Source organism: Gammaproteobacteria bacterium, from assembly GCA_022450155.1.
Classification (GTDB): Bacteria; Pseudomonadota; Gammaproteobacteria; order Arenicellales; family UBA868; genus REDSEA-S09-B13.
Genome location: JAKUQR010000016.1, coordinates 42,030 through 64,620, shown reverse-complemented (window position 1 = coordinate 64,620; position 22,591 = coordinate 42,030). Strand labels below are relative to the sequence as shown.

Below are 22,591 nucleotides of genomic sequence, written 5' to 3'. Positions count from 1 at the left end.
CTCTGTGCCTGACAACACTGGCTAGCTACGCCGTACTCAGTAACCCAGTTCTGGATCAACTACATTATTGAGCGGTTCTCCGCGTAGATGCCTTTCCAGGTTGCCAAACACCAGATCCAGTGTCATTTCGACGTACGTGTTTCCATCATCGGCTGAAATATGAGGGGTCACGATAAGATTCGGCGTATGCCACAGACTACAACCCTCAGGTAGGGGCTCTTCATCAAACACGTCGAGGATTGCGCCGGAAAAGTGTCCTGACTGGAGATTGCCGACCAGCGCCTGATAATCCATGGTCGCCGCTCGGCCGATGTTGACTATACCGGCCCCTGGTTTAGTCAGTGCCTGCCGTCGAAGGTCGAAGAGATTTCGGGTTTCGGTGGTGAGGGGTACCGCCAGCACCACAAAATCTGCAGCGGGCAATACGGAATCCAGATTTTTAGGGGTGAGCACACCGTCAACTCCCGACACAGGCCGACCGTGGCGACTGATACCGATGACGTTCAATCCAAGTGCTTTGCAGCGGCGTGCAACGGAAGTGCCAATGTGTCCAACCCCAATCACGACCACGGTCTTACCGGAAACCGACCCCGAAAATAGCGAACTCCAAGTCGCGGTTTTCTGATTGCCGATGATTGCAGGCAACCGACTGTGCAGCATCAGTATCGACATCAGGCCGAATTCACCCCCTTTTGCTGCATGAGTACCTCGGTTATTGACCATCGTAACGTCATCGGGAAGCCAGTCCATCGGCCAAAGATGTTCAACACCGGCACCAATGATATGAATCCACTGGAGATTGGGCGCAACCCTGGCCAGGTCCTCGGTCGGCAGATCCCAGGCCACGAGAACACCGGCCGTCTGCATTGACTCCGAAAACCGATCCAGGTCCCAGTCGATAAACACCTCAATCTGTCTGGCTATATCAGGGTACTTATCGCAGGCTGCCTGAAACCGTTCCTCGGTGATTGTGAAAACCACCTCACCCTCTTTCGTAGGTGGGAAGGTTTTCGGTGATGCGTGATTATTCTTAACATGCACACGCAGTTTGTCGGTACCCATAATGCACTCTTGTTGCTCTGGAATTACGATTTGTCACTGCTCAGCGACAAACCCGCCAAGCCCTGTCTGTTCCAGCCTCTGGAATTTCTCGATAACCTCAGCCTGTCGATCGAGATCAGATTTATCGGAAGTATCGAACTGAATTGCCATAAATGCGTGTGCCAGGCGACTGAAAAGTATATCCTCATCGCCAGAATTCTGGCCAGGCATCCTCAACACCGTATCACCGCCATAAGTGGGCACGACACCGTCCGAGTTTTTTTGTGCTCTTAGCAGCCGCCCTCCTTCACTGATCTTTTTAATTTCATCCCGAAGTCGCTTGCGCATTAGAGCGATACCCTTGTCACTGACTACGAGATTTTCATTGGCATGGATTGTGATCGGACCCATCCCTTCCACTGCCTCAACATCGGCCGGAGATCTCTGTTTGTCTTCATAAGAACGCTCAAACACCTCCCCCTGCTCGATAAGCTCCGGCCCTTCCGGCGTGTTCCACTCTGCCGGATCGCCGCGACTGCCGAAATTTGCCCAAGCGAAACAGGTGGTATTTTGGTCATCCAGAGGGACAACCCAGCGTGTAAACGAACTGCGGCCATAGTAACGGACTTGTGTACCGTCTGCCGCAAACGCACTGCCAGCCTGTGTGAAGTTGGGCAATACCAGTTCATTGACCCGCAGCCAAACGTTGTCGCACACTCGCCGGGTATTTACACCCAACAGCCATGCACCGTGATCAAAGAAGTCCGTTTGACCCACTTCGCCGAAACCCTCTGAGAACTGGACACGGCCAATAGAGGAATGCAAAAAACTCGTGTGCAGAGGATCTAGGATTGCATCGAGGACTTGAAGCCAGTTGCAACGAAAGGGCGCTGCATAGGGTACACGCTCCATCTCTCCGAATGTCATGGCGTCAAAGATAGGGAATTCTGGCTGCTGAGCCGGAGGTCCGAGATAAGTAAAAATCAGGCCTTGATGTTCGACCGTCGGATAGGCGCCCAGTCGTATCCGGTCCTGCAGACGGCGGTTAAGCGCTGGCGACTGCCCGGGGGCATCCAGAAGACTGCCATCCACATCGAATTGCCAGCCGTGATAACAGCATCGTATGCCTTTGTCCTCACAGCGCCCAAACTCAAGGGATGCTTGGCGGTGTGGGCAGCGCTTGTGGACCAGCCCTAGACGACCTGATCGGTCTCTGAACAGCACCAGCTCTTCGCCCAGTATCCTGACGACCACAGGTCGATCTTCGAGTTCGGAAGATAGAAAAAACGGATGCCAGAACCGACGCAGGTATTCGCCGCAGGGTGTACCGCGCCCTACACGGACCAGCTCGTCGTCAATTTCAGTCGACAGCCGAAGATCATAACCCCGGTAATCCCCGGACTTTCGATGATGACCATCTCCTAACATAAACAATAATCCGTATCATCATTGAACATGGATCGAACCGCCTTTCCGTTTCTCACGCAGTATTTCATAAAGAGCTGTCATGAGTGCCGGTAACCAGCATACCGACTGGGGTGCTGACTGTACATCAGCCGCTTACTCAGGACTACAATCACCTACCTTCACACAACCAGACAAACCGATATGTGGAAAAATCCAAAGGTCTGGAGCCTCGCCATAGCTGAAACCATTTCCTGGGCCGGCATCTTTTACCTGTTTCCGGCAATGCTGATGAGATGGGAAGCGCACTTTGGCTGGTCTCGGGTCGAACTCACCTTTGGATTCACTGGTGGACTGATCATCTCCGCGGGGACCAGCATTTTTGTGGGTCGCTTGATCGACCGGGGACATGGTCGGACCGTATTAACTCTGAGCGCTTTCATGGGTGGTTTGCTGATTTCGATGCTGCCCCTGGTCCAACATCTCTGGCAGTTCTATCTCATCTGGCTACTCATCGGATTCACGATGGCCGGTTGCCTGTATGAACCCTGCTTTGCCTTCCTGACACGTGTCTATTACCCCGAGGCGAAACGACCCATCATCATGGTCACCCTGGTCGCTGGATTTGCCGGCACCTTATGCTTTCCACTGTCCAGTGTCATCGCTGAAAACATTAATTGGCAGGCAAGTGTCTGGCTATTCTCGCTTCTGATCTGCGGGCTCGCAGTTCCATTGTTCTGGTATGGGGCATCCAGCAAACCTGCCCAGAAAGACGCCCGGCCAGCTATCCGTCAGACACCACTCAGGGCTGTCGCTATCCCATTATTGAAGTCACGCACGTTCTGGTGCCTGGTTGTCGCATTTGCATGCTTTTCGTTGAATCACAGCATGATTATCAGTCACATACTGCCGCTACTGGACAGCCGAGGTGTATCTCCCGGCCATGCCATTGTTGCGGCATCGTCGATCGGCGCAGCCCAGGTGCTCGGCCGTCTTGTTCTAGTTGCAGTCGAGCGTCACATATCCATGCTGCTTATTTGTATCGGTTCCTTTATCGGCTTATCACTTGCCAGTATTCATCTGGCCTTCGCCGGTACCGCAACCCTTATTCTTTTTCTATTCGTGTGTCTCCAGGGTGGATCTGCGGGGACCGGCAGCATTGCCAAACCGACGGTAACAGCCGACCTACTGGGTAGCGCAAACTTTGGCACGATCTCAGCCATGGTATCCATTGCGCACATGCTCGGTTTTGCATTCGGACCAGGCTTATCGAGTCTTATCTGGAGCTTTGCGGGCTACACCACCGTCATTAAAGCCACGGGTCTGCTCGCCCTAGTCGGAATGTTTGGTCTGTTTTTTGCACAGAAACTGTCGAGAACTTAAACCCAGGGAACGAAAGATTCTTGTCTGCTGTCAAAGACAGCCGCAGAGTGATTTCTTTTCTGACGACTGCCGTCGTTTTGGCCGGCAGATGGTGACATAATATTTGTGCCGGCCATATTCGATCTAACAGCACTCATGCCCCCTCATGTGGACCCAGTACCGTCCGACCAGCAACTGCCGGATTCAACCGAAGTGGCTATTATTGGCGGCGGTATTATCGGCGTATCAACCGCCCTGACACTGGCGGAGCGTGGAATACCGGTTGTTTTGTTCGAGAAAGGGTACATCGCAGGTGAACAGTCGTCACGAAACTGGGGTTGGTGCCGTCAACAGGGCCGGGACCCGCGCGAACTGCCCCTGATCATTGAGTCGCTTGCACTCTGGCGCAAGATGCACCAACGCACCGGTTGTGACGTTGGATTCAGGCAATGCGGCATTCTTTACCTGGCCAATACGCCCAAAGACGTTGCAAACCGTGAAGCATGGCTACAGCACGGACTCGCACATGGTGTCGAATCCCGGATGGTGTCCAGCAAAGAAATCAATGAACTGCTGCCGGGATCAAACAAACAGTGGGTTGGTGGACTTTATACACCGACCGACGGCCGAGCCGAACCCACCATTGCAGCACCCGCTATGGCTCGGGCAGCGCGCCAACTGGGGGCAAAACTTTTCACGCAAACTGCTGTGCGCGGTATAGAAACGAGCGGCGGGCGAATATCGGCAATCGTCACTGAAAACGACTCATTGCGATGCAGTACTGTAATTCTGGCCGGCGGTGCCTGGTCCAGCACGTTTTGCCGGAACCTTGGGCTAAGTCTGCCTTTGCTGATGACAATTGGGTCTGTGTTTCGCACTGCACCGCTGAATAATGCGCCCGAAAGATCTGTCACCGGCGCGGGATTTGCAATTCGAAAACGGTTGGATGGAGGTTATACCGTCTCCCATGGGAGCATTTCTAATTTTGACATCGTCCCAGATTCTTTTCGTTTCCTGAAAGACTTTCTGCCGTTGGCCTGGATGGCCCGAAATATTCTACGCCCCACCTGGACGAGCCGCTTTAAGACCGAGTGGCAGCAGAAAAAAAGGTGGTCGCTCGATGAACAGTCCCCTTTCGAACAGATCCGAACCCTGGATCCGATACCCATTCAAAGCACACTGGACAAAAGCAAGCGAAACCTCGCTCATGCTTTTCCAGCGTTTCAAGATATTGAGGTCGTCGAGAGTTGGGCGGGGCTGATTGATGCGACACCCGACGCCGTACCTGTCATTTCTCCTGTCGACAGCCTGCCGGGTTTCTTTCTGGCGACTGGGCTGTCGGGACATGGATTTGGCATTGGTCCCGCCGCAGGTCAACTGGCTGCAGATGTTGCCACCGCCTCTGAGCCGCTCGTTGATCCGACACCGTTTCAGTTTTCAAGATTCAGCGATGGCTCCCGCATTCATCCCATCGTAGGTATCTGAAAACGAATTCTAAAAGTTTTTTCCCGTTACGTTCTTTACGAGTGGCCCAGTGACTGATTGACCTCAGGCGCATGGAAACGGGCCACCTTTCCGGTCGGAGACAGAGGTTCGGTGTAGAAAAACGACGGTAATTCGTCATCGGCGTCGGTAAATCCGGCATCACGATTAAACTGATGCTCAAGAGCGAGAGTTTCTCTGCCCAATTCAGTGTAAAACTCTTCTGTCAATTCCGTACCATGCGCGTCGTTAATGGCGTTGATTACGAATGCGACGTTGGTATCCGTTACCCCGCGTCCAAAAATACATAACCCCAAAGAATCGGAACTGGCCATTACCAACTGAGACTCCAAACTGGCGGCGACGACTTCGTCGACGGTCATATCGGTGCAGTCCAACTTCGGTACATTGCCTGCTGTATGGTCGGCACCCTGCGCAGTTACCATCATGGTTATACCAGTCGCCTCGACAACCCTTGGGTCATAGGCACTGATCGCCTGTTGCTTGATCACGGGAACTCTCTCGACCTTGTAGTGCGCCCCAACACGTCCTGTTCCTTGCGCCCACAGTCGTCCGTTCTCAGAACCTATCCTGATCTCTTCGAGTACTTCTTCCATAAACCCAACGTCGCCAAATTTACCCAGGCCAGCGTCCATCAGTACCGCGATCATTGCACCGGTTTCTATCGTGTCTATCCCAAGATCATTCGCGATGAAATTGAGACGGGCCAGGTCATCCGGGTCTTTCAAGCCGCAGTTGGTGCCCAACAAACCCAGTGTTTCATATTCCACAGGAGACGTCAGTTCGTTACCGTCTTTATCGACATAAACATTGCTGCACTCGATGGTGCAGCCGGGCATACAGGCATGGGCGGTCTGACCGCCTCGTTCCAGTTGCAGCTCCCGGATATGCTGTCCGCCCATGGCCATGGTCTCATCATCTTCAACAATTCGGCCCTCACTAAAGTTACGCACAGGCAGACCGCCTAGATAATTCTGGACGTCGGCCATCAATGCGGTTCCATAAGTCGCCATGTTTTGAGCGATTTCATCCTTGTCAAGCTTGGCGTTATAGGCCTTCACAGCCCCCATCACTTTCTTTCGGTCATGCAGTTTGGGCATACGATTTAGATCCGCGACCACCGCTTTAACGCGCTTACTCGCCATGACAGCGCCGACCCCGCCTCTAGCTGCGAGTCGAGAAGGACGCAGGTCAGTATCACTGAAGGAGATTCCTGCCAGTAGTCCACCGTACTCACCGACTGGACCACACAAGCCTATACTGACCTTCTTGCCGTACCGCTCGTGCAGTCGAGCAGCGGCTTCAAAGTTGCCCAGACCCATATAAGGTTCGGCCGGGTCATACGTTATTTCACCCTCTTTCGAAATATGGATCACTATCCAATCATCCGACACACCGTGCAGGGTAAAACCGGCCATACCGAGCTGGCCTAACGCGAATCCAAAGGTACCGCCGGCATTCGCTTCCTTGATACCCCCGGTCAAAGGACTCTTGCAGCCTATACTCAGACGGTTCGCGTTGGAGAAGTTGGTGCCAGCGAAGGGCCCAGCAGAGAAAATCAGAGGATTTTCAGGCGACAACGGATCCACCCCAGCAGCCCCACATTCGACCAATGTCTTTGCTATCAAATAGCGGCCACTCCGGGCAATGGCTTCACCGTGTAGCTCATTCCGATCTACTGTCCGACTATTCAGGTCAATGTGAAGATACTCACGCATGTTTCGATTCCCCTGACAGATTTAGTGTTTTAACACCAACATTTTAGCACTGCCCCACGGCTTACTGGGGAAGTCTATCTACCACTTCACTTCCGTATTGCCGTCAACGCCTATTGCCTGTCCCGAGATATAGCGTCCCTGTTTAGAACACAAAAACAAGACCAACGCTGCTACGTCTTCTTTATCAATAAATACCTTCATCGAATTGGTATCGACAAACTCTCCTTTTACGGTGTTTTGATCGACACCTCGTAAACTCGCTTCAGCCGCAATAATACGGTCAATTCTTTTACCTTCGACTGAACCTGGACAGATCGCATTAACCCGGATGCTTCTCTGCCCGAGTTCGGCAGCCAATGATTTTGTCAGGCCGATCAATCCCCACTTGGAAGACACATAGGGCGTCCGATTCGGGACCCCATAAAGACCGGCACTTGACGAAAGATTAACGATAGAACCGCCTTTGGACCCTTCGAGCAGCGGTATTGCATGCCGGCAACAATAGTAAGCCCCCAGAAGATTGACCTCGATGGTTTTGACCCATTCCGATTCCGGCGCTGTCTCTAACGAACCTACAGGCCCACCGATACCCGCATTATTCACGAGTATATCTAAGCCGCTGAGTTTGGATTCGATCTCACTGAAAAGATCTTCCACCTCACGTGGCCGCGACACGTCGGTGACACGGGCATATAGACCGGTCTTCTGATGTTCCAATCCGGCGACCGCATCGGCGTCGTTGTCACATACGAATACCTTCGCGCCCGCCCCGAGAAATGACTCAGCAATAGACAAGCCTATGCCACTCGCGGCGGCAGTTACGAGCACACGCTTGTTATTCAACCCGGTCAGCTGAGTCATGAACGTCCCGGCCCTGAGTCATCATCCGACCTGAACTCAAAACCACTCTCATATGCCGCGTCCATCAGCCAGCGAATCAGGTGATCGGCGTAGCTGCGCCGGACCACCACATCGAAAACAAAGTCGCCTGAACACTGCGAGACGGGCGTAATCAGAACATTCGCATGCGCCAAAATGGTCTGAGCACAACTCCCCTGCGCAAACACGTCGGGATGCAGGTTCAGCGTACACGCAGCCGACAGTACATCCCGGGACTGAACGCCACCTATACGCAGCAGCGACTGGCCACCGGTCAGATCGGTTACCGCCACGTGCAACCCGGACAGGGTGTCCTCAAGATCTTGTGTTATTGAGACTTGGGGGTTCTCAACTGTCATCAGCCACTCATCTGGACTCAGCCAGTGACAACACAGGCCTCCTGATCTGACAACAGTGTTTGGGCTAACCGGCGGCTCAATTCCGGTCACTCGCTGGACTCCGTCGAAAAACCGAGGATGAGTGCTGTCACCACGCAGATTGACAAATTGAGTCACGTTGATTTCGCTGAACCAGACACCATAGTCGCCGGTAACACCCTGAAAAGATGTCTTCCAATCGATCTCCTCAAAAGGGGAATACTTACTACCGGGTATAGTCATGGTCTGCCAACACTCGGCCATTAAAACTCATTTATCTGGTTCTCTGTTCATTCAGCCAGTCTCCGGGCGTCTTCAATTAAGTAGTTTCATAGCAGTCGCAGAAATGATCCGCGCCACGGATAGCCTGTTCCGGCCGGCTTAGGTTTTATGCAGCTTGTTTTCCGGGTCATAAAACACCGAGTTTGTAATAGTCGCCTTGATGAGCTGACCGTCCAGTGTCGGGGCATAAACGGAGCCGCCCAGCCGACTGCGCCCACCTTTAACCAGTGCCAAGGCAATCGAATGACCTAAGACAGGACTGTAGTAACTCGACGTTACATGACCCGTCATTGGCACCGGATATTCCGTTGATGGTTCGTTAACCAGCTGCGTGCCTTCAGGTAGTACCGTCGCCGGCTGATCGGTAACGAGTCCCACGAATTGTTTTCGGTTCTCGCGCAACATGTCTGAACGAACAAGTGACCGCTTACCGATGAAGTCTTTGGTTTTTGAAACTATCCAATCCATACCAAGGTCAGCCGGTGTCACAGAGCCGTCAGTATCCTGCCCAACGATGACATATCCCTTCTCAGCCCGCAGGACATGCATGGTTTCCGTGCCATAGGGTGTAATATCAAACTCGCCGCCAGCCTCCATCAATGATTCCCACAGAGCAACACCGTCGTCCGCAGGCACGTTAATTTCATAAGCCAGTTCCCCGCTGAAACTGATCCTGAATACCCGTGCAGTGATACCGGCCACTGTACCTTCCCGCAGACTCATAAAGGGGAAAGCGTCCACAGATAAATCAATATCAGAACAAAGCTGCCCCAACAGTAACCGGCTATTGGGTCCGGCTATACTGGCGACAGCCCAGCGGTCAGTGACCGAGGTGAAATACACCTTTAACTCTGGCCATTCGGTCTGGTGCCATCTTTCCATCCACGCCAGGACATGTGCCGCACCGCCGGTCGTAGTGGTCATGTAGTAATGGTTTTCACTCAACCTGGAACTGACGCCATCATCCATGACCATGCCATCGTCTCCGAGCATTAACCCATAGCGACATCGGTTAATCTCGAGCTTCGACCAGGCGTTGGTATAGATTCGATTAAGAAATTCAGCTGCATCGCTGCCGCGAATTTCTATCTTTCCAAGTGTAGAGGCATCCAACAGACCGACACCTTTTCGTGTAGCCAGGCACTCCCGGCTTACGGCACTCTCTATAGTTTCGCCGGGTTCAGGGTAATACCACGGCCGCTTCCACTGCCCAACGTTCTCAAAAACTGCACCGCGAGCCACATGCCAATGATGCATAGGGGTTTTTCTGACAGGATCGAAATGTACAGCCCCCAATTCTCGACCTGCGATAGCACCGAAGGTCACCGGAGTGTAGTTGGGTCTGAACGTAGTGGTACCGGTGGCCGGGATAGACTGCCCCAAGTGTTCGGCAAGTATTGCCAAGCCATTTATATTTCCGGTCTTACCCTGATCAGTACCAAAGCCCAGAGCGGTATATCGCTTAACATGCTCTATAGAGCGGTACCCCTCTCGTGCTGCGAGTACGATGTCCGCAACTGTTGTGTCATTCTGGTAATCCACAAATTTCCTGCCGCCACGGCCCGGCAAAACACCATCAGGGACGTTCCACATCGGTTCTATACCTGAACCAACTCCCCCTGAGACAAAAGGATAATCTATGTTCACGGGCACTTGACCCGTCTCTCGCAGTGCATTTTTCGCGGCATCAATTCCGTCTCTCAGGCAGTTATCCAGTTGAAAACTGCCTCGGGCTGACCCAGCAGACCGTTCGGACTGCACAGAATCACCAGGTAGGAAGCAGGCTCGACTGTCATCGTATCTGGGCTGACCACCAGACTGACAGTGAAGGTGAATCGCCGGATTCCAACCCCCGGAAATCGCGAGCAGTTGGCAGTCCAGCAAACCCTTTTGGGCCAGTACGTCCCGACCGTCGGGCGATAGCCGGCATAATTCCACAGCCCTCAAACCCCGTCGACTGCTTTTCGTGCCGCCGACACCATGCCCCGCGTAGACCGGAATACCCAGCGCGTCCATTTGCGAAAGCCGCTCCTCGGGTGGTTTGTGCCGAATGTCTATGAGGCCTTTTACCTCCATACCAGCATCGTGCATGTCGACAGCGGTTTGATAGGCTGAGTCGTTGTTCGTAAAAACAGCCCCAGTACTGGCAAGTCGAACAGCGTAACGATTGATGTACGTTCGAACCGCTGAAGACAGCATGACACCCGGGCGGTCATTGTCAGCGAACACCAGGCCCCGTTCTATGGCCCCGGTGGCCAGTACGACCTGGCGAGCTCGAACCCGCCAGTTGCGTTCTCTGGCAACAGTGTTGCCCATGCTACCCCGGTGGTCGGTACGCCGTTGGTTAATCACCAGAAAATTATGGTCGTAATAACCTGAGACGGTGCTTCGGGGCAGCAGTAACACGTTGTCCATCGAAGACAATTCCTTCAGTAAACCTTCCAGAAACGCCCATGCGGCGATGCCCGACACATACTGTGTACTAGAGAGCAGGTCACCACCCATTTCAGCTTGTTCATCTGCAACAATGACTCGGGCACCTGAGCGACCCGCAACCAGCGCAGCCATCAGCCCGGCGGGTCCGGCACCGACAACCAATACATCGCAATGTGCGTTTCGCTTGTCATATCGGTCGTTGTCAGGCCCAGTGGGTGCATGGCCCAGTCCAGCTGCGCGCCGTATGTGACCCTCATACCAGCCCCACAGGAAACGAGGGCGCATAAACGTTTTGTAGTAAAACCCCGCTGGCAATAAGCGGCCAATTCGATTGTTGATCGCGTACAGGTCAAATTGAAGACTCGGCCAGCCGACAACAGTCGATGCTGATAACCCATCAAACAATTCAACCTGTGTCGCCTTTAGATTTGGTACTGTCGACGCGCCCTCCCCCAGCTGGACAATCGCATTCGGCTCTTCGGATCCACTTCCGAATACACCTCGCGGACGATGGTACTTGAAACTGCGGCCAAAGAGCCGCAACCCGTTGGCCAATAATCCCGATGCCAGGGTATCGCCTTCAAAGCCCTGGTAATTACGGTCATTAAATGAAAACTCTATGGGTCGGCCGCGGTTGATTCGGCCACCAGATGGAAGACGCTGGGCCTTCACTTGACTATACCCTCTGGCGGCTGCTCACCGATCCTGTATACCGCCTCGATTTGATAGGACTGGCTGTCTCTGACGGCATTGAACCAGCGGCGGCAACCCGCTGTGTGGCACCACTGTTCGAGAAATCTGCCCTTTGTGTTTTTGCGATTGAACAGATAGTCGCCCCAGGCTTCATCGGAAAGCGTTTCAGGCTGCGCCGGTCTTACAATGTGGGCTTCACCCCCGTAACTGAACTCCGTCTGGTCACGTGGCCCACACCAGGGACAGTCAATCCTCAGCATTCAGCCCCTCCTGTAAACCAAGATCAGTGCGCAACACCGGCAGCCCCGTGTTCATCGATCAAAGCGCCCGTGTAAAATCGGTTGAGATCGAATGCTGCATTCAATTCATGCGGCGTGTTGCGTGCGATTGTGTAAGCAAACACCCAGCCCGAACCCGGTGTTGCCTTGAATCCTCCCGTACCCCAGCCACAGTTAAAATACAAACCTTTTACGGGTGTCAGTGAAATAATGGGGCAGGCATCTGGGCAGACATCAACAATTCCACCCCACTGCCGAAGCATTTTGACTCTGCTGAAATTCGGAAAGAGCTCGACAATTGCAGCGATATTTCCTTCGATAACCGAATAGCTGCCCCTTTGGCCATACCCGATATAAGGATCTATGCCGGCACCAACCACGAGTTCGCCTTTATCGGACTGGCTGATGTAGCCGTGGACAGCATTCGACATAATCACCGTATTGAGCACAGGCTTTAAAGGCTCCGAAACCAGTGCCTGTAGAGGGTGACTCTCGATAGGCATCCGCAGACCAGCATAGTCTGCCAGCACACTCGAATGACCGGCTGCAACAATACCGACCTTGGATCCTGCAATGAAACCGCGAGTTGTTTCAACGCCTGTCACCGATCCATTTTTCTGACGGATACCAGTCACCTCGCAGTTCTGAATGATATCGACCCCATATCGGTCCGCACCCCGCGCAAAGCCCCAGGCGACCGCGTCATGACGGGCAACACCTCCGCGGGGCTGGAACGACGCGCCAAGAATTGGGTAACGTGTCTGTTGCGAAATATTAATAGTCGGTTCGATCTGCTTGATCTGGGCGGGGGTCAGCACTTCGCTGTCGATTCCGTTTAGCAGATTGGCGCTGGAACGTCGAACAATGTCCCGCAAATCCTGAAGCGAATGACCGAGGTTCATCACTCCGCGCTGACTGAACATGACGTTGTAGTTCAGTTCCTGACTGAGTCCCTCCCACAGCTTCAGTGATTTTTCATAAAGACAGGCAGCCTCGTCCCACAAATAATTGGAACGAACTATTGTGGTGTTGCGACCGGTATTTCCACCACCGATCCAGCCCTTTTCGAGTACCGCGATTCTGGCAATCGAATGTTCTTTTGCCAGGTAGTAAGCAGTCGCAAGGCCGTGCCCACCTCCACCCACTATGATCACATCGTAAGCAGGTCTAGGATCCGGACTCCGCCAAGCCTCGGGCCAGTTCTGATGATAACTGAATGCGTTTCGTACCAGGCTGAAAATCGAGTACTTATTTTTCATCTACGCTAAAGAAAAGAGTGGTCTGACTATTTGTCTGCGTACACCGGAAAACGTGAACACAAATCCAATACCTGTGTTCGCACATTGTCCACCACACTCTCATCACCCATGTGATCAAGGATATCGCTGATCCAGTCCGCAACCTGTCGCATCTCAATCTCACCAAATCCTCGTGTGGTACTGGCTGGCGTGCCGATACGAATCCCGCTCGTGACGAATGGTGAGCGAGGATCATTGGGTACGGAATTTTTGTTGACCGTGATATAAGCCCTGCCGAGCGCCGCATCTGCATCCTTGCCGGTGATATCCTTACCGATCAGATCAACCAAAAACAGGTGGTTATCGGTACCACCCGACACAATCTTGTACCCTCTTTCAATAAACGAATCTGCCATCGCCTGCGCATTACTGATCACCTGCTGTTGGTAGAGCTTGAACCCTGGTTCAAGCGCCTCTTTCAATGCAACCGCCTTTCCTGCAATCGCGTGCATTAGCGGACCGCCCTGAGTACCCGGGAACACCAACGAGCTCAGCTTCTTTTCGACGGCTTCATTTGCGCGGGCCAGAATCATGCCGCCACGGGCGCCACGCAGCGTCTTGTGCGTTGTGGTGGTGGTGACATCAGCAATTGAAACTGGACTGGGGTAGAGTCCTACTGCTACGAGGCCGGCGACATGCGCCATATCGACGACAAGGTATGCACCGACGGAATCTGCTATCTCCCGGAATCTTGCCCAGTCAACAATGCGGCTATAGGCTGAAAACCCCGCCATAATTAACCGAGGTTCGTTTTTCTTCGCCAGGCTTTCTACCTGATCATAATCGATTTCTCCGTTTTCGTCATTCAACCCATATTGCACGGCGTTGTACAGCTTTCCGGAAAAATTCACCGCAGCACCATGGGTTAAATGGCCACCGTGTGCGAGACTCATACCAAGAATGGTGTCACCGGGCTCCGCAAGTGCCATATAGACTGCTGCATTAGCGCTGGACCCTGAGTGTGGCTGGACATTTACGTAGGCCGCACCAAAAAGTTCTTTCGCGCGATCTATGGCCAACTGCTCAGCCACATCCACATATTCGCACCCGCCATAGTACCGTTTGCCTGGATATCCTTCTGCATACTTATTGGTAAGCACCGATCCCTGGGCTTCAAGTACTCGGGGGCTGGTGTAGTTCTCAGAGGCGATCAGTTCTATGTGATCTTCCTGACGCTGTCTCTCATTCAGCATCGCAGCCCACAATTTCTCATCATAACCTTCTATACGTTCTGTCATCCTAAACATCGTTATCACCTCGTGAAAAGTACACTGGCTGATGCAGCTTCATCTGATATGGACCGGCATATCAACTTTTGTTCGCTGCGCAGTTGACACAACCCCTTGGGCATTCGGTCATAGCCTGCCGACAGGCCTGTGACCTCGAATTCTAGTGGAGCTAACGAATAACCCCAACAAAGACATTTAATCGAGCGTATCAATAGCAGTTATTTAACTGCAGATTCACATCTGTTCTGAACAACGCGACCTGAGTTTTTCAAGCACAGATACTGGTACATCATCCAGACCGTTGCAGAGATCCTGCACAACTGACGAGATTCGCCGAACCCGCATGGCGTCCAGCCGCACCGGTAGTACGCTCAGCGCTTTTTGCACACTCTCCAGATCACTGTAACTTCCAAGAAACAGAGTGAACCAACGTTTGCCCGAAACGCTGCTACTGAAATAGCTGACGCGATCATCAAATGATCCAGCACGATAAAATTGCCGTATCAGCATCTCACTGGTCGAACTTAAGAGCTCCAGTGTGTATCGTTCGGGTGCCTGAGCAAGCAACCACTGATAGTCATTGCGATTGAGCGGTACTGTCATTACTGATTCAGACGGCGCTGGCTCCCCCTTCGTCTGTCCAGTGCTCTGCACTTCCAACGGTACCTCGCTCAGCTTTGCGGCATTCTCCTTCGTCGACACCGCGTCGGCGTTGTCTTGAGCACGAAGAAAATCAGCAAGTGCTGCAATGCCGGTATCCTTGTAGCTGTCCTCTGACCGTAGTCGGTACTCATTCTGCCAAATCCGTTGTAGGGACGCGGGGTCATCGGCCTGCTCAACCAGGCCCAGTACTGGCGTCCAGCCGGTAAACGGACCCGGCACTGCCAACTCTGCCCAGGGCTCAGCCAGATCGACAAATTTCAGCCACCGATTCTTACCCAGATCCATTACGATCGGGGCTGATTCTTGAACAGATGCTATGCCTGAACGCAGTACTGCTCCTTCTGCTACCTTCACGTTCGATCCGGAAACCTGTTCGATGTCATTAACGTCAACCCATCCGGTCAACGACTGACTGAGTTCCACCAGATACCAGTCGTTTTGCCGTTCAATAATCCTGACGAGCTCTCCCGTCCCGGCTTCAGCCAGAATGACCGAGAGTCGGTTGAATGCGCTATAGATCCAGACTGCTACCGGTCCGACCCGAGCGTACTGACTGGCCGAGCCGCTGCGCGCTTTCGACTTGCTCAGTTCAGTGAGGTTCTCAAGCAGCAGACCGGCTGCCGGACTACCGCTTTTCAGTGCCGCCGTCAGCCATTTTTCCGCATCTTCAAGATTTTCGGATACGCCTGCGCCGTACAAGTAGGCGGTGCCGATACCGTACTGCGCTGCTGCGTTTCCATTGCCCGCCGCTGCCCGCCACCACTCCAAGCCATGCTCACGATCCGAAGTCAGCCCTTTGCCACTGAGGTATACAGCGCCGAGTAGGTATTGCGCCCGCGGCTCACCCTGTTCGGCTGCACGGCTGAGCCAATAGACCGCCTCTTCAGTACTGACAACAATACCGGTCCCGTGCAGGAACATCAGTCCCAGCCTATACTGCGCGTCGACATCGCCTTCGTAAGCCAGCAGCATCCACATCTCGAGCGCCTTCTGATACTCGCCCGACTTATAGGCTTTAAGTGCTTCACCTGAACCGGCAAAAGAAACCACTGGCGCTGAAAGTAATACTAGAACACCCAAGGTAAGGGCCACACGTATCAACAAACCAGCCATACGATCACACCAGTTGAGCAACAGTGACGACCGGCGTTGACACATTGTTCTCATACCCGGGAAAAGCAAATCAGCTCGGACCATGAGGGACGACTACTGGGCCGTACCCTGGGTTTTCTGGCGCCAGCGTTTCAGGCTCTGCAGCGACCGTCTTCCATGATAGGTGATCTGCTCATCCGGGTAACGCCAGTGCTTACCGACTGGGCACGCCAGCCGCGAGAAACAACGATCGCCACAGCCCGAACGAGGCAATAGACGCTGTTCCATACAGGCCTGTATATCGAGTATGGATCCATACTGGACAGCTCCTGCGGGACATGCGGATTCACAGGGTTTAGCCTGACAGCTCTGGCACGGCGCCTCACCCGGTTCATATGCACTTGGTGGCAGTGGAACATCGATCAGAAACACTGCCCTAAATGCAAACCAGGGGCCATAGCGTGGATGCAGATCGATGCCGATCGGCGATGGATAACTCCAGCCAGCGAACTGTCCAAGTTTCTGCAGCGGCAACGGCAGTGGTCCCGGATACAGCAGATCCACCTCCGTGCACCTCCAGAACTCTAAAGCCACCGTGTGAACGCTCGACACTGCGTCGTCATCGAAAGGATCAGGACTGCTTTCGAGTTTGTTCTTGACACGATTCCATAAGCCCGGCCCTCCCATCCCCAACAGCACCAGCCTGGGGCTTTTTCTGACCTCGACCCCCAATGCGATCAGTGATTGGATCAATTCTTCCGGCAATCGGGCCGTATCGACAACCTGCAACAGATTGAATCCCCGATCGTTGAGCCATTCACTCCCGGCGTTGTTGTTCATTGATTTCATTGGCATCGCGGTCTGAAAATGCGCGGTCTGTCCGATAAACATATTTCGACAACCGCTCGGCAAGCTTGGGTATAGTGCTGACCATTAAAAGATCTGCTGCTAAGACTACCTAGAAAACATTGTCTTGAAAACACTTTTGGTTCATGGTCACCGTGGTGCCAGAGGGAATCGCCCCGAAAACACCCTAGCGGGGTTTACGTTTGCCGCTGAGGCGGGCGTCGATGGCCTCGAACTCGATATCAGAATCAGTACTGATTCCCAAATTATCGTACACCACGATGAGCAGCTCAATTGCGACCTCACCCGTAATCACACCGGGCAGTGGCTGGAACACAACGGGCCCGCCATCGGCGACCTCACCCTGGCAGAGCTAAAACAATTTGATATCGGTCGAATAAATCCGGTTTCGGAGCTATCCAAGCTGTTCCCGATCCAGGTTCCAGTAGACGGCGAGAGGATTTGCACCCTGTCTGAAGTCGCGCAATTTTGCAAGAATCTCCAGACTGGTGCGCCAACGCTGAATATTGAGCTCAAGTCGGATCCACTTCAATCTCACGCCATACGACCCCCGCATGAATATGCCCTACTCGTAGTACGAGAAATCGAAAAGCTCGCGCTGTTGGATATCAGTTGGGTTCAATCCTTCGATTGGAGCCTCCTGCGCCAAGTGCAACAGCTTTGTCCTGAGATCACCACCTGCTATCTGACCTGCCAGGATCCTGGTTACGATACGGTCGGCGGCCAGAGAGGTTCACCGTGGTTAGCCGGTTTCGACCTCGTGCATTTCGACGGCAATATCGCGGCTGCAGTCCGCGCAGCTGGCGGTCGGATCTGGGGACCGTCTATCGACGACCTGTCTAACCGACGAGTCGATGAGGCGCGCGCTGTGGGCATGCCGATTCACTGCTGGACTGTGAATCGCAATGACGAGATAAAACAACTCATGAAGTGGCAGCTCGCCGGGCTGACTACAGACTACCCGGAACTCGCTGTCCGACTAACGCACAGAAGATAATCTCCAGGCCATGTTGAACCACGGTATCAAAGATCAGCAGGCGAATAAGCTGTTCGCGCTTTTCCTGGTCGTCCATATGGCGATGTGGACCCTTCTGCCTGGACTGACCAGGCACGAGCTCGATAGTGACAGCATGATGCACTTTGTCTGGGGGCAAGAATGGATGCTGTCCTACTACCTGCACCCCCCTTTTCTGCCATGGGTCGTTGCCGGATTCCTTAAGCTCACCGGCATTTCTAACTGGAACTACCTGTTGCTGTCCCAGATCAATATCGCTATCGCCTTTATAGCAATCTATCTGCTCGCGCGGCAATTCCTCAGACCTGCACAGGCATTAGCCGCCGTCTGCCTTCTGGAATTCATCCCTTACTACAGTTTTTTTAGCATTCGACTGAACCATAGCTCCCTGTTGATATCCATCTGGGCATTAACGGTTCTATTCGCCTACTATGCTATAAGCCGAAGAAAAATGGTGTATTGGATCGCTCTAGGGATTTGTCTTGCAATCGGCATGCTTACCAAGTACTACGCCGTAACCTTAGTCGGTGCTATTGGCCTCTACACTGTTTCTACCCGATCGGGTCGCGCACAGATGGGCACCCTTGGCCCTTATGCGAGCGCGCTGGTGCTCGCTCTGCTGCTCTATTTCCATGTGGATTACGTGTATGAGCATAGAATCGGTACAGTTCAGCATATCGGCGACTATTTCTTTCTCGATTCGTTACAGATCCGATGGAAATCGATCAGTTTTTTCCTGGCACAGCTTATTTACCTGACACCGGCGGTGGTCGCGTTCATGCTGGCGACCTACAGTTCCTCGCTGTCCCAGCGGTTGCTGGCTCTCCTCAGATTCCCGAACCTGCCGGAGCATGCTGGACTTATATATGTCGTAATGATTTTTCCGCTACTGGTCACTGTGATCCCTGGTTTGATACTTGGAGTGGACATGTCAAGTCGCTGGGGCGGCCCGATACTCATTACAGCAGGGATCATGCTCATTTTGCAGTTTCCCATCAACTTGACCGGTATCCAGTGTCGGCGGATTGTGATTGGCTCCATTGTTTACGCCATACTGCTTCCGCTGGTCATGCTGGCTGTCATCAGTCAGGGGGGTATCGAGTCACGCCACAGCTTTCCAGGAAAGGAACTGGCAGCCACCGTGACACGCCTGTGGCATGACTCGTTCGAGTCTAAACTCAAATTGGTCGGTGGCGGCTGGATGGCACCTGACAGTATCGCCTTTCATTCGATCGACCATCCGTCAGTACTTCAACACCTAAGTTACCAGTGGAGCCCCTGGATCGGTAAAAAAGATATTGAAAATCATGGGATTGCGATCATCTGCCTGTCTGATGACGACCTATGCCTAAAAAATGGGAGCAAAATGTTCCCGGCTTCCGAGTTTCGGACTCTTACCATCAAGGGAAACGATTACGCTCTGTCGCACTCCAGAACGCAGCAGTTCCGATACTTTCTAGTACCACCAGGGACAACAAACATTGAACTGGACAATGTACAGCACACACCTCGCCGCTGAACCTGGCTGAGACCTTGATTCCCGGGCACCCAGTGGCATTAGCCATGGTCAAAATGATGTCAAGCTTCAGCAGAACACACACCGAAACGCTACTATGACCCCGATGCTACTGACAATCTCGCTCGAAACCTTAGGCCTGATCTTTTCGCGACGGACTATTTCCCGGAAATACCGACATGACTGACACAATGCTGGCAATCGCAATTCCTGAGCCAGGCGGGCCCGATGCGCTCAAGCCCAGTTCAGTACCCATTCCACAGCCGGCACCAGATCAAATTCTGATCCGCAATATGGTCGCTGGCGTTAACCGGCCCGACTGCGCTCAGCGACAAGGCAACTACCACCCGCCGGCTGATGCAAACCCGCTGCCCGGCCTCGAAGTGGCAGGTGAGGTTGTAGCGGTCGGTGGAGAAACCCGCCGTTATAAACCCGGCGATCATGTTACGGCGCTCACCCACGGCGGAGGTTATGCAGAATATACCGCTGTACATGAACGGCACTGTCTGCCATGGCCCGAAGACTACGACGCCCAACTGGCCGGCGCTATACCGGAAAATTATTTCACGGTTTACTACAACGTTTTCACTCGCTCTCGACTTACATCCGGCGAGACCTTTCTTGTACACGGTGGCAGCAGCGGCATTGGTCTTGCGGCCATCCAGCTGGCCAAGGCGTCTGGCGCCACCGTTATCACCACTGCCGGCACAGACGAAAAATGTTCCTTTTGTGAGTCCATAGGCGCTGACAAGGCTGTCAATTACCGGACCGAGGACTGGCCAGGGATCGTGCGAGAGTTTGCTGGCAGAAAAAAGATTGATGTAGTTCTAGATATGGTCGCCGGGGACTATGTCCAGAAAAACATCGATTTGCTCGGACGGGATGGTCGGTATGCATTAATTGCATTTCTTGGTGGAAGCACAGCTGAAGTCAATTTCGGGAGAGTCATGATGAACCGGCTCAGTATTTCTGGCTCAACTCTGCGGCCGCAAAGCCTGGATGAAAAGGCCCAGATTGCTGGTGACGTTGAACGCATCGTCTGGCCAATGTTCGAAAAAAACAAGGCCAGACCTCACATTCACTGCACTTTTCCACTCCACCAGGCAGCCCAAGCCCATCGCCTCATGGAAAGCAGCAGCCACATAGGGAAAATTCTTCTGACCATTGAGTGAACGGCTGCCCGCGCCTACGATTCTGTAAACACGGCGACGACACTGTTCTAATGTCCTGATTCTACGGTATGCTGTTGTACGTGCTTGCACCTGATAAATAGTGAACTCGAATAATGCCCAGTATCTATGACGTCGACCTTGATCGCTGTGATGCCAACTATGTGCCGCTGAGTCCGTTGAGTTTTTTAGGTCGCGTGGCTCGAGTTTATCCAGACCACCCGGCAATTATCCATGGCAGCACCCGAAGAAACTGGAAGGAAACCTCAGACCGATGCTATCAACTGGCTGCAGCGCTGGCAAAGCGGAACATCGGACCTGGGGACACAGTATCTGTGATGGCACCAAATATTCCCGCTCTGTACGAAGCTCACTTCGGCGTACCGATGACAGGTGCTGTGCTCAATGCCCTGAACATACGCCTGGACGCCAATACACTTGCTTTTATCCTAGAACATGGGGAGGCAAAAGTCCTCATCACCGACACCGAATTTGCACCTGTCATCAAGGATGTCCTGCACACCTGTAAGCAGGAGCTGCTGGTAATTGATATCGATGATCCTGAGGGACCCGGCGGCGAACGACTGGGTGAACTGACTTACGAGGAACTTCTGACTGAAGGTGAATCGGACTACACCTGGTCACCACCGGAAAGTGAATGGGATGCAATTGCGCTGAACTATACCTCTGGCACCACGGGCAATCCGAAAGGGGTCGTCTACCATCATCGTGGCGCCTATCTCAATGCAAGCAGTAATATTATCGGCTGGAACCTGGGTCATCACCCCACGTATCTCTGGACCTTGCCGATGTTCCACTGCAACGGCTGGTGTTTTCCCTGGTCTCTCGCCGCTGTCGGGGGGACCAGTGTTTGTTTACGCAACGTTAGCGCATCTGCCATCTTCGACGCGATCGCTGATTATGGTGTAACTCATTTCTGCGGCGCTCCGGTGGTTCTCAATCTGATCATCAATGCAACTGAATCCGAAACCAGGGATTTTGATCACACTGTCGAGGTGATGACAGCGGCTGCACCGCCGCCTGCTGCGGTTCTGGCCGCAATGGAAAGTGCAGGATTCGCCATGACCCATGTGTATGGGTTAACAGAGACTTATGGCCCTGCTGTCATCTGTGCGTGGCATCCGGAATGGAACGCCCTCAAACCTGCAGAACGGGCCGAAATCAAATCCCGGCAAGGCGTGCCATACCACATGCTTGAGGACCTTAAGGTTCTTGATCCCCAAACCATGAATTCGGTCAACCCAGATGCCTCACAACTGGGCGAGGTCATGTTTCGAGGCAATATAGTAATGAAGGGCTACCTCAAGAACCCTAAGGCGACTACAGAAGCCTTTGCCGGCGGGTGGTTCCATTCTGGTGATCTTGGCGTCCTGTATCCCGACGGGTATACCCAACTCAAAGACCGTTCAAAGGACATCATCATTTCAGGTGGTGAAAATATATCTTCAATTGAAATTGAGGATGTGCTTTATCGGCACCCCGATGTGCTCGAAGCGGCGGTGGTCGCCCGTCCAGACGACAAATGGGGTGAAACGCCCTGTGCTTTTATTACCCTTAAGGATACGGCCTCCGGGGTCACCGAAGAAGAAATTATCGTTTTCTGTCGTGAGCAGATGGCACACTTCAAAACACCCAAAACAGTTATGTTCCTAGATCTACCTAAAACATCTACAGGTAAAGTACAAAAATTCAAGTTACGTAAAAGAGCCGAAGCACTGGACAGCCTGTAAGCACAACAATCAGCCTTT

17 protein-coding genes are annotated in these 22,591 nt (G+C 53.1%); 6 read left to right on the top strand and 11 right to left on the bottom strand.

Going from position 1 to position 22,591, the window contains the following annotated elements; all coding sequences use genetic code 11:
* Positions 1 to 36: 36 nt before the first annotated feature.
* Both MK323_10125 and MK323_10120 read right to left on the bottom strand, forming a co-directional pair.
* Positions 37 to 1,062 (bottom strand): D-2-hydroxyacid dehydrogenase, encoded by a 1,026-nt coding sequence (locus MK323_10125; protein ID MCH2482515.1) that lies wholly within the window; start codon positions 1,060 to 1,062, stop codon positions 37 to 39.
* A gap of 33 nt (positions 1,063 to 1,095) precedes the next feature.
* The gene (locus MK323_10120; GenBank protein MCH2482514.1) at positions 1,096 to 2,469 is read right to left on the bottom strand and encodes an aromatic ring-hydroxylating dioxygenase subunit alpha; all 1,374 of its coding nucleotides are present in this window, start codon (positions 2,467 to 2,469) and stop codon (positions 1,096 to 1,098) included.
* 180 nt (positions 2,470 to 2,649) lie between these two features.
* Here MK323_10120 and MK323_10115 point away from each other — a divergent pair, with 180 nt between their 5' ends.
* Both MK323_10115 and MK323_10110 read left to right on the top strand, forming a co-directional pair.
* Positions 2,650 to 3,828 (top strand): MFS transporter, encoded by a 1,179-nt coding sequence (locus tag MK323_10115; GenBank protein MCH2482513.1) that lies wholly within the window; start codon positions 2,650 to 2,652, stop codon positions 3,826 to 3,828.
* A 135-nt stretch (positions 3,829 to 3,963) separates the two neighbouring features.
* Complete coding sequence (locus MK323_10110; protein MCH2482512.1) at positions 3,964 to 5,292, top strand: FAD-binding oxidoreductase; 1,329 nt, start codon at positions 3,964 to 3,966, stop codon at positions 5,290 to 5,292.
* Between the two features lie 35 nt (positions 5,293 to 5,327).
* On the opposite strand, the gene MK323_10105 is transcribed toward MK323_10110, so the two are convergent.
* The 9 genes from MK323_10105 to MK323_10065 form a co-directional block, all read right to left on the bottom strand.
* Entirely contained in the window at positions 5,328 to 7,028 is a 1,701-nt protein-coding gene (locus tag MK323_10105) for an aldehyde ferredoxin oxidoreductase (protein ID MCH2482511.1), read from the bottom strand.
* A 78-nt stretch (positions 7,029 to 7,106) separates the two neighbouring features.
* Positions 7,107 to 7,889, bottom strand: coding sequence for an SDR family oxidoreductase (locus tag MK323_10100; protein ID MCH2482510.1), 783 nt, complete (start codon positions 7,887 to 7,889; stop codon positions 7,107 to 7,109).
* On the bottom strand, positions 7,886 to 8,548 hold the full coding sequence (locus MK323_10095) for a hypothetical protein (GenBank protein ID MCH2482509.1): 663 nt from the start codon (positions 8,546 to 8,548) through the stop codon (positions 7,886 to 7,888). The genes MK323_10100 and MK323_10095 overlap by 4 nt, the downstream gene beginning before the upstream one ends.
* 117 nt (positions 8,549 to 8,665) lie before the next feature.
* Complete coding sequence (locus tag MK323_10090; protein ID MCH2482508.1) at positions 8,666 to 11,674, bottom strand: sarcosine oxidase subunit alpha family protein; 3,009 nt, start codon at positions 11,672 to 11,674, stop codon at positions 8,666 to 8,668.
* Complete coding sequence (locus MK323_10085; protein MCH2482507.1) at positions 11,671 to 11,955, bottom strand: sarcosine oxidase subunit delta; 285 nt, start codon at positions 11,953 to 11,955, stop codon at positions 11,671 to 11,673. The genes MK323_10090 and MK323_10085 overlap by 4 nt, the downstream gene beginning before the upstream one ends.
* A gap of 23 nt (positions 11,956 to 11,978) precedes the next feature.
* Positions 11,979 to 13,232: a sarcosine oxidase subunit beta family protein gene (locus MK323_10080; protein ID MCH2482506.1), complete on the bottom strand. Its 1,254-nt coding sequence runs from the start codon at positions 13,230 to 13,232 to the stop codon at positions 11,979 to 11,981.
* 26 nt (positions 13,233 to 13,258) lie between these two features.
* Positions 13,259 to 14,518, bottom strand: coding sequence for a serine hydroxymethyltransferase (locus MK323_10075; protein ID MCH2482505.1), 1,260 nt, complete (start codon positions 14,516 to 14,518; stop codon positions 13,259 to 13,261).
* A gap of 216 nt (positions 14,519 to 14,734) precedes the next feature.
* Positions 14,735 to 16,360, bottom strand: coding sequence for a hypothetical protein (locus MK323_10070; protein MCH2482504.1), 1,626 nt, complete (start codon positions 16,358 to 16,360; stop codon positions 14,735 to 14,737).
* 9 nt (positions 16,361 to 16,369) lie between these two features.
* Positions 16,370 to 17,095 carry a hypothetical protein gene (locus MK323_10065; GenBank protein ID MCH2482503.1) on the bottom strand — a complete coding sequence of 242 codons (726 nt, stop codon included), beginning with the start codon at positions 17,093 to 17,095 and terminating at the stop codon, positions 16,370 to 16,372.
* 133 nt (positions 17,096 to 17,228) lie between these two features.
* Between MK323_10065 and MK323_10060 the strand changes: the two genes are divergently transcribed.
* From MK323_10060 to MK323_10045, 4 genes are all read left to right on the top strand, one after another.
* Positions 17,229 to 18,119: a glycerophosphodiester phosphodiesterase gene (locus tag MK323_10060; GenBank protein ID MCH2482502.1), complete on the top strand. Its 891-nt coding sequence runs from the start codon at positions 17,229 to 17,231 to the stop codon at positions 18,117 to 18,119.
* A gap of 10 nt (positions 18,120 to 18,129) precedes the next feature.
* Positions 18,130 to 19,656 (top strand): glycosyltransferase family 39 protein, encoded by a 1,527-nt coding sequence (locus MK323_10055; protein MCH2482501.1) that lies wholly within the window; start codon positions 18,130 to 18,132, stop codon positions 19,654 to 19,656.
* Positions 19,657 to 19,832: 176 nt separating this feature from the next.
* The gene (locus tag MK323_10050) at positions 19,833 to 20,825 is read left to right on the top strand and encodes an NAD(P)H-quinone oxidoreductase (GenBank protein ID MCH2482500.1); all 993 of its coding nucleotides are present in this window, start codon (positions 19,833 to 19,835) and stop codon (positions 20,823 to 20,825) included.
* 113 nt (positions 20,826 to 20,938) lie between these two features.
* Complete coding sequence (locus MK323_10045) at positions 20,939 to 22,573, top strand: acyl-CoA synthetase (protein ID MCH2482499.1); 1,635 nt, start codon at positions 20,939 to 20,941, stop codon at positions 22,571 to 22,573.
* The last annotated feature ends 18 nt before the right edge of the window (positions 22,574 to 22,591 follow it).

Coding starts and splice junctions, on each gene's coding strand:
- MK323_10110 (MCH2482512.1), top strand. CDS start 3,964: ATGCCCCCTCATGTGGACCCAGTACCGTCCGACCAGCAACTGCCGGAT.
- MK323_10095 (MCH2482509.1), bottom strand. CDS start 8,548: ATGGCCGAGTGTTGGCAGACCATGACTATACCCGGTAGTAAGTATTCC.
- MK323_10085 (MCH2482507.1), bottom strand. CDS start 11,955: ATGCTGAGGATTGACTGTCCCTGGTGTGGGCCACGTGACCAGACGGAG.
- MK323_10080 (MCH2482506.1), bottom strand. CDS start 13,232: ATGAAAAATAAGTACTCGATTTTCAGCCTGGTACGAAACGCATTCAGT.
- MK323_10115 (MCH2482513.1), top strand. CDS start 2,650: ATGTGGAAAAATCCAAAGGTCTGGAGCCTCGCCATAGCTGAAACCATT.
- MK323_10055 (MCH2482501.1), top strand. CDS start 18,130: ATGTTGAACCACGGTATCAAAGATCAGCAGGCGAATAAGCTGTTCGCG.
- MK323_10065 (MCH2482503.1), bottom strand. CDS start 17,095: ATGAACAACAACGCCGGGAGTGAATGGCTCAACGATCGGGGATTCAAT.
- MK323_10125 (MCH2482515.1), bottom strand. CDS start 1,062: ATGGGTACCGACAAACTGCGTGTGCATGTTAAGAATAATCACGCATCA.
- MK323_10120 (MCH2482514.1), bottom strand. CDS start 2,469: ATGTTAGGAGATGGTCATCATCGAAAGTCCGGGGATTACCGGGGTTAT.
- MK323_10105 (MCH2482511.1), bottom strand. CDS start 7,028: ATGCGTGAGTATCTTCACATTGACCTGAATAGTCGGACAGTAGATCGG.
- MK323_10070 (MCH2482504.1), bottom strand. CDS start 16,360: ATGGTCCGAGCTGATTTGCTTTTCCCGGGTATGAGAACAATGTGTCAA.
- MK323_10045 (MCH2482499.1), top strand. CDS start 20,939: ATGCCCAGTATCTATGACGTCGACCTTGATCGCTGTGATGCCAACTAT.
- MK323_10050 (MCH2482500.1), top strand. CDS start 19,833: ATGACTGACACAATGCTGGCAATCGCAATTCCTGAGCCAGGCGGGCCC.
- MK323_10075 (MCH2482505.1), bottom strand. CDS start 14,518: ATGTTTAGGATGACAGAACGTATAGAAGGTTATGATGAGAAATTGTGG.
- MK323_10100 (MCH2482510.1), bottom strand. CDS start 7,889: ATGACTCAGCTGACCGGGTTGAATAACAAGCGTGTGCTCGTAACTGCC.